Annotated in this window: 10 protein-coding genes and 1 riboswitch; of the genes, 4 read left to right on the top strand and 6 right to left on the bottom strand. The window is 71.0% G+C overall.

Annotated features, from left to right (window positions below):
- Positions 1–59: 59 nt before the first annotated feature.
- Entirely contained in the window at positions 60–2,912 is a 2,853-nt protein-coding gene (locus tag ACZ4IF_RS12310) for a bifunctional acetate--CoA ligase family protein/GNAT family N-acetyltransferase (protein WP_467561955.1), read from the bottom strand.
- A gap of 177 nt (positions 2,913–3,089) precedes the next feature.
- Between ACZ4IF_RS12310 and ACZ4IF_RS12305 the strand changes: the two genes are divergently transcribed.
- Positions 3,090–3,371 carry an HPr family phosphocarrier protein gene (locus tag ACZ4IF_RS12305; protein WP_426680975.1) on the top strand — a complete coding sequence of 94 codons (282 nt, stop codon included), beginning with the start codon at positions 3,090–3,092 and terminating at the stop codon, positions 3,369–3,371.
- Between the two features lie 169 nt (positions 3,372–3,540).
- On the opposite strand, the gene ACZ4IF_RS12300 is transcribed toward ACZ4IF_RS12305, so the two are convergent.
- The 4 genes from ACZ4IF_RS12300 to ACZ4IF_RS12285 all read right to left on the bottom strand — a co-directional run bounded on the left by ACZ4IF_RS12300 (position 3,541) and on the right by ACZ4IF_RS12285 (position 8,402).
- Entirely contained in the window at positions 3,541–4,236 is a 696-nt protein-coding gene (locus tag ACZ4IF_RS12300) for a GntR family transcriptional regulator (protein ID WP_467561953.1), read from the bottom strand.
- Between the two features lie 261 nt (positions 4,237–4,497).
- Positions 4,498–5,262 (bottom strand): M23 family metallopeptidase, encoded by a 765-nt coding sequence (locus ACZ4IF_RS12295; RefSeq protein WP_467561951.1) that lies wholly within the window; start codon positions 5,260–5,262, stop codon positions 4,498–4,500.
- A gap of 12 nt (positions 5,263–5,274) precedes the next feature.
- Positions 5,275–5,434: riboswitch (cyclic di-AMP (ydaO/yuaA leader) on the bottom strand.
- 215 nt (positions 5,435–5,649) lie between these two features.
- Positions 5,650–7,050: a M16 family metallopeptidase gene (locus tag ACZ4IF_RS12290; protein ID WP_359492962.1), complete on the bottom strand. Its 1,401-nt coding sequence runs from the start codon at positions 7,048–7,050 to the stop codon at positions 5,650–5,652.
- Complete coding sequence (locus ACZ4IF_RS12285) at positions 7,047–8,402, bottom strand: M16 family metallopeptidase (protein WP_467561949.1); 1,356 nt, start codon at positions 8,400–8,402, stop codon at positions 7,047–7,049. The genes ACZ4IF_RS12290 and ACZ4IF_RS12285 overlap by 4 nt, the downstream gene beginning before the upstream one ends.
- Before the next feature lie 508 nt (positions 8,403–8,910).
- On the opposite strand from ACZ4IF_RS12285, the gene ACZ4IF_RS12280 reads away from it, so the two are divergent.
- Positions 8,911–11,370 (top strand): DNA gyrase/topoisomerase IV subunit A, encoded by a 2,460-nt coding sequence (locus ACZ4IF_RS12280; protein ID WP_467561947.1) that lies wholly within the window; start codon positions 8,911–8,913, stop codon positions 11,368–11,370.
- Positions 11,371–11,419: 49 nt separating this feature from the next.
- Here the strand turns inward: ACZ4IF_RS12280 and ACZ4IF_RS12275 are convergent, their stop codons facing one another.
- A complete protein-coding gene (locus tag ACZ4IF_RS12275; RefSeq protein ID WP_467561945.1) occupies positions 11,420–12,550 on the bottom strand; it encodes a CobW family GTP-binding protein in 1,131 nt (376 codons plus the stop codon).
- A 394-nt stretch (positions 12,551–12,944) separates the two neighbouring features.
- Between ACZ4IF_RS12275 and ACZ4IF_RS12270 the strand changes: the two genes are divergently transcribed.
- Both ACZ4IF_RS12270 and ACZ4IF_RS12265 read left to right on the top strand, forming a co-directional pair.
- Positions 12,945–13,457, top strand: a complete 513-nt coding sequence (locus ACZ4IF_RS12270; RefSeq protein ID WP_467561943.1) for a DUF6082 family protein — start codon at positions 12,945–12,947, stop codon at positions 13,455–13,457.
- A 126-nt stretch (positions 13,458–13,583) separates the two neighbouring features.
- Complete coding sequence (locus ACZ4IF_RS12265) at positions 13,584–13,820, top strand: hypothetical protein (protein ID WP_345656150.1); 237 nt, start codon at positions 13,584–13,586, stop codon at positions 13,818–13,820.
- Positions 13,821–13,842: the final 22 nt, after the last annotated feature.

The following is a 13,842-nucleotide window of genomic DNA, read 5'->3' as shown; positions in this document are numbered from 1 at the left end:
GACCGGGCACCGGGCGGGCACGGCGCGGATCACCCGCCGCGGGCCCGCAGCGGCCCGGCTCAGACCACGGGGAGCGTGCGGGGACCGAGGTCGTCGCGCACGGGGGCACGGGCCAGCCGCACGGTGGCCCCGAGCACGCTGAGGCCGTGCGGCGCGACCACCACGGGCTCCAGCGACACGGCGACGACCTCGGGATGGTCGTCGACCAGCCGCGACACCCGCAGCAGCAGCTCCTCGAGGGCAGCCGTGTCGACCGGCGCGGAGCCCCGCCAGCCGAACAGCAGCGGCGCCGTCCTGATCGACCTGACCAGGGAGGCCGCCTCCCGGTCGGTGACCGGGACCAGCCGGTGCGCGGTGTCGCCGAGCAGCTCCGAGGCGGCCCCGGCGAGCCCGAAGGACAGGACCGCCCCGGCCGCCGGGTCGATGACGGCGCGTACGACGGTGTCCACTCCACGCGGCGCCATCGCCTGCACGACGGGGCGCAGCTCCTGAGGCGTCCCGAACAGGTCGGTCAACTCCGTGTACGCCCGTCGCAATTGTTCTTCGTCCGCGAGGTCGAGCCGGACTCCTCCCAGGTCGGCGCGGTGCCGCAGGTGCGGGGCGGTGGTCTTGAGGGCCACGGGATAGCCGAGGGTGCGCGCGGCCCGCACGGCGTCGTCGGGCGTGGGCGCGGGCAGGGCCCGGCGCACGTCGATGCCGTAGCGCCCGAGCAGGACGCACGCCTCCTCCGTGCCGAGCGTCAGTCCCTCGCCCCGTGCGAGGAGGGCGTCGATCTGCGCGGCCGCCCCCTTCTCGTCGATGTCCTCGTACTCGGGCACCTTGCCGGGCTGGGCGGCGTCGCGTCGCCACTGGGCGTATCTGACGGCTTCGGCGAGAGCGCGGACGGCGCGCTCGGCCGCGGGGTAGGCCGGGATGAGGCGGCGGTCCGGCTCCGGTGCGGCTCCTGCTGCGCCGGGCGGACCGGGGGTCCGCGATGCGGGCGGGGCCGGGGCGGCGGGGGTGCGGGTGGCGTCAGCGGCTCCGGGAGCCGGGGCCGCGGCCTGGGGCGCGGTGCTCGCCGCCGCGGACAGCGCCTCGGCGAGTCCGCCGAGCTCGACGTGCACGACCAGCACCGGCTTCGTGGGGGCCTCGGCGGAGGCCGAACGCAGGGCCTCGGCGAGGGCCGCGTCCCGGGCGGACGTCTCCCCCACCGCCGGGATCGCCGTCACCACGACGGCGTCGCAGCCGCCCTCGGACAGGGCGTGGGCCAGCGCGTGCCGGAAGTCCTCCGCCGATGCCGCCGTGGTCAGGTCCAGCGGGGGCAGTGGACGCAGCCCCTGGGCGAGGCATGCGTCGTAGGTGAGAAGTCCCAGCGACTCCGAATTGCCGAGGATGGCGACTCGGGGGCCCTGGGGCAGCGGCTGACGGGCCAGGAGCAGCCCGGCGTCGACCAGTTCGGTGATGGTGTCCACGCGGATCACCCCGGCCTGCCGCAGCAGGGCGGACACGGTGGCGTACGGCAGGCGGGTGGGCCGCACGGTGTGGCCGAGGGGCGCCACTCCCCCGTGCCGCGCGCCCTGCACCACGACCAGCGGCTTGGCCGCCGCCGTCCGCCGGGCCAGGCGCGTGAACTTGCGCGGGTTGCCGATGGATTCGAGGTACATGAGGGCGACGTCGGTGTCCGGGTCGTCGTACCAGTACTGGAGGACGTCGTTGCCCGAGACGTCCGCGCGGTTGCCCGAGGAGACGAAGGTGGACACGCCGGTCACGCCGGTGACGCCGCCGCCGCGCCGGTGCAGCCTGGACAGCAGGGCGATGCCGATGGCCCCGGACTGGGCGAACAGCCCTATCCGCCCGGGGCGCGGCATCTCCGGGGCGAGCGAGGCGTTGAGGCGCACCTGCGGGGACGTGTTGATGACGCCGAAGGCGTTGGGGCCGATGATCCGCATGCCGTACGAGCGTGCCTGGCGCACCAGTTCGCGCTGGAGTCGGCGTCCTTCGGGGCCGCTCTCCGCGTATCCGGCGGAGACCACCACGAGTCCCTGCACCCCGTGCACCCCGCACTCCGCGACGACTTCGGGGACGTACGGTGCGGGGACGGCGACGACCGCGAGGTCGACGGGCTCGGTGATGTCGCGCACGGAGCGGTAGGCGGGGACTCCGTCGAGTTCCTTCTCCTGGAGCGCCTTATTGACCGCGAAGAGGCGGCCCGTGAAACCGGCGTCGCGGAGGTTGGCGAGGACGCTGCGGCCGACGCCGCCGGGGGTGCGGCCCGCGCCGATGACGGCGACCGAGCCGGGGGCGAGCAGCCGCTGCACGGACCTGGCCTCGGCGCGCTGCTCCCGCGCCCACTGGACGGCACGCGAGCGGTCGGTGGGTTCGAGGTCGAACTCCAGGCGTACGACGCCGTCCTCGAAGCTTCGCTTCTGGGTGTAGCCGGCGTCCGTGAACACCTTGATCATCTTGTTGTTGGCGGGCAGCACCTCGGCGGCGAAGCGGCGGATGCCGCGCTCACGGGCCACGGCCGCGATGTGTTCGAGGAGGGCCGAGGCGACACCGCGGCCCTGGTGGGCGTCCTGGACGAGGAAGGCGACCTCGGCCTCGTCGGCGGGGGCGGACGCGGGCAGGCCGTCGGCATTGATGCGGTCGTAGCGTACGGTGGCGATGAACTCGCCGCCCACCGTGGCCGCGAGACCCACCCTGTCCACAAAGTCGTGGTGCGTGAAGCGGTGGACGTCCTTCGCGGACAGGCGCGGATACGGCGCGAAGAAGCGGTAGTACTTCGACTCGTCGGACACCTGCTCGTAGAAGCTGACCAGGCGCTCGGCGTCATCGACGGTGATGGGCCTGATGCGTGCGGTGCCGCCGTCGCGCAGCACCACGTCGGCTTCCCAGTGAGCGGGGTACGCGTGCCCGTCCGGCGAGGTCTGCATGGGCCCCAGAGTACGGCTCGCGTCCGACAACGGCGCGAGGCAGTCTGTGGAGGACGGAAGCCGGATCGAGGCCGCGATCCGGCGACACTCGGGACGGGACTCCGGACCGCTCCGGGCAGTCTTCACGTTATGGGACACTGGTCTAGACAACCCTGAACACCTGAAGGGCAGCATCACATGGCTGAGCGCCGCGTCAACGTCGGCTGGGCTGAGGGCCTCCACGCCCGCCCCGCCTCCATCTTCGTCCGGGCCGCCACGGCCTCCGGCATCCCCGTGACGATCGCCAAGGCCGACGGGAACCCCGTCAACGCGGCCTCCATGCTCGCGGTCCTCGGCCTGGGTGCCCAGGGCGGCGAGGAGATCGTCCTCGCCTCCGACGCCGAGGGTGCGGACACCGCCCTCGACCGCCTCGCCAAGCTCGTCGCCGAGGGGCTCGAGGAGCTCCCGGAGACCGTCTGAGCGCATTGCCGGCGACGGCGGACTTCGCCCCGAGAGGCGAAAGAACGCCGTCCCGCACATCCGCCGAAGGGCTCGTCCGAGATTCTCGGACGAGCCCTTCACTTTTCCCGTTTTCGGGCAGCAGAAATAATCCCCCTCGAATTACTCCTCTTTGTATACGGCGCCCGTGTTAATGCCGCACGCCCGTCATGTTTACGGGATGTTGCGAAGTCCTCACACGTTCCGCCCGGTCCCCGCCGCCGGGAAAACGGAGCCGGTGCGCGGCCGTCGCACGCTCCGCGTGCAGAGCCGTGATCGACCGGGCCCGCTCGCTGTCGCCCCGCGCGACGGCGTCCACGATCCCGCCGTGCTCCGCCCAGGACTCCGCCGGGCCGGCCGGCACCTCCACGGTGTACATCCAGGCGATCTTGTGCCGCAGCTGGGCGAGCGTGGAGGTCAGCGCCGGACTGCCGGAGGCCTGCGCGAGGGTCTCGTGGAACCAGCCGCCCAAGGAGCGCAGATCCTCGCTGTGCCCCCTCCGGGCGCGCTCCTGACCTAGCCTGACCAGGCCCCGGAGCACCTTCAGATGGGCCTCGGTCCGACGCTGGGCGGCCCGCGCCGCACCCAGCGGCTCCAGCAGCATCCGCATCTCCAGCAGGTCCGACGCCTCCTGCTCGGTCGGCTCGGCGACACACGCGCCCGCGTGCCGCCGGGTGACGACGAAGCCCTCGGCCTCCAGAGTGCGCAGGGCTTCGCGCACGGGGACACGCGAGACGCCGTAGCGGCGGGCGAGCAGTTCCTCGGTGAGCCGGCTGCCGCGCTCGTAGACGCCCGCGACGATGTCGTCACGGATCGCCGTGCATACCGAGTGCGCCGGAATACGCATGACCGGACCTCCGCTTTAATGCCCGCGAAACGCCATCGATTGACGCCTGTTCAGTGACTCTATTGCAGGCAGCCGGAATTTCCGACGGGAGGCCGGAATCCATGGATATTTTTTGGACAGATGCCCGGCCGAAACGACGATGCCCCGGCTCGGTGAGCCGGGACATCCAAAGTCGTGAAGAAGTCGCGGAGCGGACGTCGGAGGTTCACACCGCGCGGGCGGCTGCGCGTCGGACGTCCGCGCCCCGCGGGCGGAGGTGCGTCAGACGCTCACACCGCGCGCGCGGAGGTAGCCGACGGGGTCCATGTCCGAGCCGTACTCCGCGGTCGTGCGGGCCTCGAAGTGGAGGTGCGGTCCGGTGGTGTTCCCGGTGGACCCGGAGAGGGCTATCTGCTGCCCCGGGGTGACCGCCTGGCCGACGGAGACACCGATGGACGACAGGTGGCCGTACATCGTGTACGTACCGTCGTGCATCTTGATCACGACCTGGTTGCCGTAGGCGCCGCCCCAGCCGGCCGTGACGACCGTGCCCGAGCCGACGGCGTGGACCGGGGTGCCGGACGCCGCGTGGAAGTCGACGCCGGTGTGGCTGCCGGAGGACCAGAGGCTGCCACCGGTCCTGTAGCCCGTGGAGACGTACGAGCCGGTGATCGGCAGGACGAAGGAGTTGAGGCGCTTGCGCTCGGCCTCACGGGCTGCGCGCTCCTTGGCCTCACGCTTCTTCTTGGCCTCCTCGGCGGCCCGCTTGCGGGCGGCCTCCTCGGCCTTCTTCAGCACCGCGGCCTCGTCGGCGGCGCGCTGCTGCGCCACGGCCTGCTCGTCGATCTGCTCGGCGACCGAGTCGCCGAGGGTGACGACCGGGGTCAGTCCGGTCTGCTCGACGGAGGTTTCCGCGGCGAGCGCGGGGGCGGCCAGCGCCCCGACGACGCCGGTGGTGGTGAGCGCCGCGACGCCTACGGCGTTCGTGGTGGTGCGCTTCACGCGGCTCGGACGACGATGCTTCCCGGTGCCACAGGTGAACGCCATGTAGGGGCTGGTCCTTTCCTTCCCTCTCGCCTACCGGGTTAGCTGACGGGTTCGGAGCAGGAAGGTCTCCTACGGACCCCCTCCGGGAGGGCGTCCGATTCACCCCAGGGACTGCGTATGGGTCCCCGGCTCCCCTGGCTCGCGCCGTACGGGGACTCGGCGATGGCTGTCCGGTGCCGCGGGCGCGGCGCATTGCCTGGCGAACAGCCGGATCGACGCTAGACGGGGCGTCTTTCAAACAACAAACGGATCACGGTTTTTGTAGTGCATGCCACAGGGCAGACAGGCAACCTCTCTACCAATACGGACAAATTGAGGAGGAAGTCCGGACAAAGCGAGGCCCAGGTGACGTATGCGTCACCCGGGCCTCCGGGATGTCGCGCCGCTCTACTCGGCCGTCACGACGGTCACTTCACCGATTCCGAGGGCCTGGACGGGCTCCTTGATCTGCTCGGCGTCGCCCACCAGGACCGTCACCAGCCGGTCCACCGGGAAGGCGTTCACGACGGCCGCCGTGGCCTCCACGGTGCCCGTCGCGGCCAGCTGCTGATACAGCGTCGCCTGGTAGTCGTCGGGCAGGAACTGCTCGACCTGGTCCGCGAGTGTGCTCGCCACGGCCGCCGCGGTCTCGAACTTGAGGGGCGCCACACCGACCAGGTTCTGCACGGCGACGTCCCGCTCCGCGTCGGTCAGACCCTCCGCCGCGAGGGTGCGGAGCACCTTCCACAGGTCGTCGAGCGCCGGACCCGTGTTCGGGGTGTCCACGGAGCCACTGATGGCGAGCATCGCCACGCCCGTGGTGCCCGCGGAGGACGACGGCGCGGCCCGCAGGACCTGGCCGAACGCCCGTACGCCGTAGGTGTATCCCTTCTCCTCGCGCAGGACCCGGTCCAGGCGCGAGGTGAGGGTGCCGCCGAGGCAGTAGGTGCCGAGCACCTGGGCGGGCCACACCCGGTCGTGCCGGTCGGCCCCCACACGGCCGATGAGCAGCTGCGTCTGGACGGCGCCGGGCCGGTCGACGATGATCACGCGGCCCGTGTCGTCGGCGCTCACCGGCGGCACCGGGCGGGGCTCGGCGGACGAGCCGGTCCAGGAGCCGAGCGTGTCGCCGAGCAGTTCGTCGACGTCGACGCCGGTGAGGTCACCGACGATGACCGCGGTCCCGGTCGCGGGGCGCACGTGCTTCTCGTAGAAGGCGCGCACGGCCGCCGAGTCGATGTTCTCGACGGTCTCCTCGGTGCCCTGCCGCGGGCGCGACATGCGCGAGGTCGACGGGAAGAGCTCCTTGGAGAGCTCCTTGGCGGCGCGGCGGGCCGGGTTGGCCGACTCGTGCGGGATCTCGTCCAGCCGGTTGCGCACCAGCCGCTCGACCTCGCTGTCCTCGAACGCCGGTGCCCGCAGGGCGTCGGCCAGCAGACCGAGCGCCTTGGGCAGGCGGGAGACGGGGACTTCGAGCGACAGACGCACGCCGGGGTGGTCCGCGTGCGCGTCGAGCGTGGCGCCGCAGCGCTCCAGCTCCGCGGCGAACTCCTCGGCGGAGTGCTTGTCCGTGCCCTCCGAGAAGGCCCGCGCCATGATGGTGGCGACGCCGTCCAGACCGGCCGGCTCGGCCTCCAGGGGCGCCGCGAGCAGCACCTCGACAGCGACGACCTGCTGACCGGGGCGGTGGCAGCGCAGCACCGTCAGACCGTTGTCCAGCGTGCCGCGCTCGGGGGCCGGGAATGCCCAGGGCTTGGCCTCGCCCGCCTGGGGCTGCGGGTGGAAATCCATGCTCGCGAGCTCGGTCACTTCGCCGACTCCTCGTCTTCGTCGGTGGTTTCGGCGGCCTGAGCGGCCTCGGCGATCGGCTCGTAGACGAGCACCGCGCGGTTGTCGGGGCGCAGCCGGGCCTTGGCGACCTCCTGGACCTCCTCGGCAGTGACGGCGAGGACGCGCTGCACGGCGGTCAGGGCGAGCTGTGGGTCGCCGAACAGGACGGCGAACCGGCACAGTTCGTCGGCGCGGCCCGCGACCGTGCCCAGCCGGTCCAGCCACTCGCGCTCCAGCTGGGCCTGCGCCCGCTCCATCTCCTCGGCGGTGGGGCCCTCCTCGGCGAACCGGGCGAGCTCCGCGTCGACGGCGGCCTCGATGACCGGGACCTCGACGTCGCCGGACGTCTTCACGTCGAGCCACCCGAGGGAGGGCGCTCCGGCGAGCCTGAGCAGGCCGAACCCGGCCGCGACGGCGGTGCGGTCGCGGCGGACCAGCCGGTTGTAGAGCCGGGACGACTCGCCGCCGCCGAGGACGGTGAGGGCCAGGTCGGCAGCGTCGCACGCGCGCGTGCCGTCCTCCGGGAGCCGGTAGGCGGCCATCAGGGCGCGCGCCGGGACCTCTTCCTCGACGACCTCGCGCAGCTGCTCGCCGATGACGTCGGGCAGCGAGCCGTCGCGCGGTGCGGGCTTGCCGTCGTGTCCGGGGATCGAACCGAAGTACTTCTCGACCCAGGCGAGCGTCTGCTGCGGATCGATGTCACCGACGACCGACAGGACCGCGTTGTTGGGCGCGTAGTACGTGCGGAAGAACGCGCGCGCGTCCTCCAGGGTCGCGGCGTCCAGGTCCGCCATCGACCCGATGGGGGTGTGGTGGTACGGGTGGCCCTCCGGGTACGCCAGCGCGGTCAGCTTCTCGAACGCGGTGCCGTACGGGACGTTGTCGTAGCGCTGACGACGCTCGTTCTTCACGACGTCCCGCTGGTTCTCCATCGACTCGTCGTCGAGCGCGGCGAGCAGCGAGCCCATGCGGTCGGCCTCCAGCCAGAGTGCGAGCTCCAGCTGGTGGGCGGGCATGGTCTCGAAGTAGTTGGTGCGCTCGAAGCTCGTCGTGCCGTTGAGGGAACCGCCGGCGCCCTGGACGAGCTCGAAGTGGCCGTTGCCGTGGACCTGCTTGGAGCCCTGGAACATCAGGTGCTCGAAGAGGTGAGCAAGTCCGGTACGGCCGTTGACCTCGTGGCGGGAGCCGACGTCGTACCAGAGGCACACCGCCGCGACCGGGGTCAGGTGGTCCTCGGAGAGCACCACGCGCAGGCCGTTGGCCAGGCGGTGCTCGGTCGCTGTCAGGCCGCCGGAGCCTGCCTCGGCTGTGGCCGTGTGACCCATGGGCATGTACGTCCCTTCGATCGCGGAAAACTGCCTTTTCCTGTCGGTCCTGCCACTGTATGCAAGCGCGCGGAAAGCTGGCGAAGTTCCCGCACCCCGTACGCCGAGAGCGAGACTCACGTGTACTACGGTCCCTGCCGGGCGAGTCGGCGGGACACGCCGCGGACGGAAACCCCGCTGTGCCGTGGGCAGGTCTCCCCGCGCGCCTCGGACGCGGCCCGGAACTCGGCGAGGGCAGGTCCGGGAACCGGTCGTGGACAGGTACGGGGACCGTCGTGGACAGGTCCGGTGATTGTCTTCGCGCGGGCCGGGGACTCGTCACCGACCAGGTCCGCGGCCTGTCGCGGAACGCGGCCGGGACCCTCCGCGGACCGGGTCCGGGACCTGTCACGGAAGGGTCGCGAGACCCGCTACGGACGGGTCGCGGTCCACGTTGTCAGTGGGGCGGTCCACAATGGTCCGCGTCAGATCCCGTTCATGCCCCGGCAGAGACTGTGAAGGAGCCGCAGCAGCGATGGCCCGCCGCAGCACGAAGACCCCGCCGCCCGACGACTCGTACGAGGAGAAGATCCTCGACATCGACGTCGTGGACGAGATGCAGGGCTCCTTCCTTGAGTACGCGTACTCGGTCATCTACTCGCGAGCCCTGCCGGACGCCCGGGACGGGCTCAAGCCCGTGCACCGCCGCATCGTCTACCAGATGAACGAGATGGGCCTGCGCCCCGACCGCGGCTACGTGAAGTGCGCCCGCGTCGTCGGCGAGGTCATGGGTAAGCTCCACCCGCACGGCGACGCGTCGATCTACGACGCGCTGGTGCGTCTGGCCCAGCCCTTCTCGATGCGCCTGCCGCTGGTCGACGGCCACGGCAACTTCGGCTCGCTGGGCAACGACGACCCGCCGGCCGCGATGCGTTACACCGAGTGCCGGATGGCCGACGCCACGTCACTGATGACCGAGTCCATCGACGAGGACACGGTCGATTTCACGCCGAACTACGACGGCCAGGAGCAGGAGCCCGGGGTCCTCCCCGCCGCGTATCCGAACCTCCTGGTCAACGGCTCGCAGGGCATCGCCGTCGGCATGGCCACCAACATGCCGCCGCACAACCTCGGCGAGGTGATCGCCGCCGCCCGGCACCTGATCCGCCACCCCGGCGCCGACCTCGACACGCTGATGAAGTACGTCCCGGGCCCCGACCTGCCCACGGGCGGCCGGATCGTCGGCCTCTCCGGCATCCGGGACGCGTACGAGAACGGCCGGGGCACCTTCAAGATCCGCGCCACGGTCTCCGTGGAGAACGTGACCGCGCGCCGCAAGGGCCTCGTCGTCACCGAACTGCCCTTCACCGTCGGCCCGGAGAAGGTGATCTCGAAGATCAAGGACCTGGTCGGCTCCAAGAAGCTCCAGGGCATCGCGGACGTCAAGGACCTCACCGACCGTGCGCACGGACTGCGGCTGGTCATCGAGGTCAAGAACGGCTTCGTGCCGGAGGCCGTCCTCGAACAGCTCTACAAGCTGACGCCGATGGAGGAGTCCTTCGGCATCAACAACGTGGCGCTGGTGGACGGTCAGCCGCTCACCCTGGGCCTCAAGGAGCTCCTGGAGGTCTACCTCGACCACCGCTTCGAGGTCGTCCGCCGTCGCAGCGAGTTCCGTCGCGGCAAGAAGCGCGACCGGCTGCACCTGGTCGAGGGGCTCCTCGTCGCCCTGCTGGACATCGACGAGGTCATCCGCCTCATCCGCTCCAGCGAGAACTCCGCGCAGGCCAAGGAGCGCCTGATCGAGCGGTTCTCGCTCTCCGAGGTGCAGACGCAGTACATCCTCGACACGCCGCTGCGCCGGCTCACCAAGTTCGACCGCATCGAGCTGGAGTCGGAGCGCGACCGGCTGAACGGCGAGATCGACGAACTGACCGGGATCCTGGAGTCGGACACGGAGCTGCGCAAGCTCGTCTCCGCCGAACTGGCCGCGGTCGCCAAGAAGTTCGGCACCGACCGGCGCACCGTGCTCCTCGAGTCCGCGGGCACGCCCGCCACGGCGGTCCCGCTCCAGGTGGCGGACGACCCCTGCCGGGTGCTGCTGTCCTCCACGGGCCTGCTGGCCCGCACGGCGAACGGCGAAGCGTTCGCGGACGACGCGGAGGCCCGGCGCACCAAGCACGACGTGATCGTCTCCGCGGTGCCCGCGACCGCGCTCGGCGAGGTGGGCGTGGTCACGTCCTTGGGCCGCCTCCTGCGCCTGAACGTGATCGACCTCCCGCAACTGCCGGAGACGGCCACGGCGCCCAATCTCTCCGGAGGCGCGCCCATCTCGGAGTTCCTGTCCTCCCTCGAGACGGACGAGACGGTGGTGTGCCTGACGACGCTCGACGAGTCGTCACCGGGACTGGCCATCGGCACGGAACAGGGCGTCGTCAAGCGTGTGGTCCCCGACTACCCCTCGAACAAGGAGGAGTTGGAGGTCATCACGCTCAAGGACGGCGACCGCATCGTCGGCGCCGCGGAGCTGCGCACCGGCGAGGAGGACCTCGTCTTCATCACGGACGACGCCCAGCTGCTCCGCTACCAGGCCTCGCAGGTCCGCCCGCAGGGCCGGGCCGCGGGCGGCATGGCGGGCATCAAGCTCACCGACGGCGCCAAGGTGATCTCCTTCACCGCCGTCGACCCCGCGGTCGACGCGGTGGTGTTCACGGTCGCGGGTTCCCGCGGCACCCTGGACGACTCCGTCCAGACCACGGCCAAGCTCACCCCGTTCGACCAGTACCCGCGCAAGGGCCGCGCCACGGGTGGTGTGCGCTGCCAGCGGTTCCTGAAGGGCGAGGACTGCCTGTCGCTGGCCTGGGCCGGCGCGACGCCCGCTCGGGCCGCGCAGAAGAACGGCACACCGGTCGAGCTGCCGGACGTCGACCCGCGCCGCGACGGCTCGGGCGTGTCCCTCGCGAAGACGGTGGCCGTGGTGGCGGGCCCGGTGTAGTCCGCCGGCCCTCTCGCCTCAGAGGCCAGGGGCCCTGACCGCCGCGGTCTCAGCGGTCGGGCTCCGGGTCGTCGGGGGCCCGTACGTAGCGGAGGACGCCCCACATGCTGTGCTCGTCGGCGTGTGGGGCGTCCTCCTTGCATGCCTCCAGCTCCTTGGCCAGAGCCGCCGCGTCGATGCCGGAGCCGATCAGGACGAGCTGGGTGAGGCGTTCCTCGGCGCGGCCCCAGGGTTCCGGGTAGAAGCGCAGGAACCTTCCGACGGCGTGGACGGCGTAACGGTTGGCGGTGTCCTGCACGCCGAAGTCGACGTACCCCTTGATGCGGTAGAGACCCTCCGGCCGGCTGTCGAGGAAGGCCATCAGCCTCCGCGGGTCGAGCGGCACCTCGGAGCTGAAGGAGACGGAGTCGTAGGCAGCGTGCAGATGACCGGTGTGACCGGGCGCCGCGTGCCCGTGGCCGTCCTGTCCCTCCTCGCGCTCCTGCCCGTGCTCGCCCTGGTCGTGCAGATCGTCGAAGGACAGCTGTCCGATGCGTTCCTCGCTCGGCCGGCAGTCGAAGAGGAACTCCGGATCGACACGACCGTACGTGGCGGGGACGACGGCGGCGCGGCCGGCGAGTTGCCGGACGGTGCGGAGCACTCGTTCGCCGTCGGCGGCGCGGTCGACCTTGTTGACGACGACGAGGTCGGCGATGCCGAGGTGCCGGTCGATCTCGGGATGCCGTTCCCGGGTGGAGTCGAACTCGGCCGCGTCGACGACCTCGACGAGCCCCCCGTACACGATCCCCGGGTGCTCGCTGGCAAGCACCATCCGCACCAGTTCCTGGGGCTCGGCCAGTCCGCTCGCCTCGATGACGATGACGTCGACACGCGCCGAGGGCTGGGCCAGCCGTGTCAGGTACTGGTCGAGCTCGTCGGCGTCGACGGCGCAGCAGAGGCACCCGTTGCCCAGTGAGACGGTCGAGTCGCCCAGCGCCCCGGCCACCGCCATGGCATCGATCTCGATCGCCCCGAAGTCGTTGACGACGGCCGCGATACGGCTGCCGCCGCTGCGGTGCAGGAGGTGGTTGAGCAGCGTGGTCTTGCCCGAGCCGAGAAACCCGGCGAGCACGACGACGGGAATCTGCCCGGGCACACCCTGCGCGTTCGGGGGACGCTCGGGACTGGACGGCTGGTTCAACGGGCGACCTCTTTCACACCGGTACGTGCACCGGCTCGCGGACCGGCTCCCGTACGAGCACGGCTCACACACCGGCACGCGTACGGACAATCAATGCCGACCCAGCATACGAGTGGGGGGAAACGCCCCGAAGTGAACGATTGTTAGCGGCGCTCACGGGGCACACGTTGGACATGGCGCCGGGACACACGACCCGCACTTCCCTCCGTGCGCCTCCTCTCCGCCTCCCTGCCGATCAGAGCCGCTCGGCAACACTGGGAGACGGCAAGCGCGCCGCCCACCGCTCGCCGGTCCGCTCCCTGTCGCCCCACCACCGACGACCGGCGTAAGGTCGCCTGATTCGGGGGTTGACATGACCACACAGAACTTTGGGGCGCGGAGCTCGGGCTCTGCCGTGACGGCAGGGCTCGCCTTCGCGGCCGGCGCCCTCATGGTCCTGGCCCTCCAGCAACGGCGCCTGGAAGCCCTCCGTCTACGGGTCGCGCAGGGGGAACAGGCCGACGGAAGGAACGCGAGGCTCGCGGAGCAGCAGCGCTTCCAGACGTATCTGCTCGACAAGGCTCTCGGAGATCCGGACCTCGCCGAGGTGCTCAGCACCATCGACGAACTGGACCCGGTCCGGCGGCGTCAGTACCTCTTCGCCAACGCGCTGTACACGAACGCCCTGCGTGCATACCGGGCCGGAGACGTCGACCGGGACGAGTTGCGCGGCCATCTCAGGGTGATCTGCCAGAGCACGATCTTTCGCGACTACTGGGACGCCACCCGCCACCATCGCGCAAGCCTCAAGAAGACCTCGCAGGAGGCGCGCGTGGGCCGAATGACGGACGCCCTCATACGCGATCTGGACCAATCGGACACGGAGGAGTGGTGGGTGGTGGGTGAGCCACCGACGGAACGGGACTGATGTTTGGGGCGTGAACAAGCAGTCGCCGTAGGCCAGTTGGCCTAGCAGGGTCAAAGGTTTAAGCCGTTAAACTCTCGGCTACTGTGTCCCCGTTTTCACCGTCTAAACTTGAGGACCGGGATCACCTTGAAAATCCTGCGCCGCATTGGCGCGTCTCCACGCGAGCGAGGCAGCCTGTCGGGTGAGACGTGCCCCGACATCTTCGAGCTCAGCGACGGGAACTTCGCCGTCATCGGCACCGAGGCGACAGCGACGCTCGACACCCAACTCCCCCATGACGCCGCTCGCGCGGACTACGAGCGCATCGTCGTCATCAGCCGGGAAACACTCATCCGCGCGAAGGCGGACATCCCCGACAGTTGAAACGGGCTCAGGGCCATCGCAG

The sequence above is a fragment of the Streptomyces sp. NPDC025784 genome, assembly GCF_055558435.1.
This window is presented reverse-complemented; position numbering and strand designations above follow the sequence as displayed.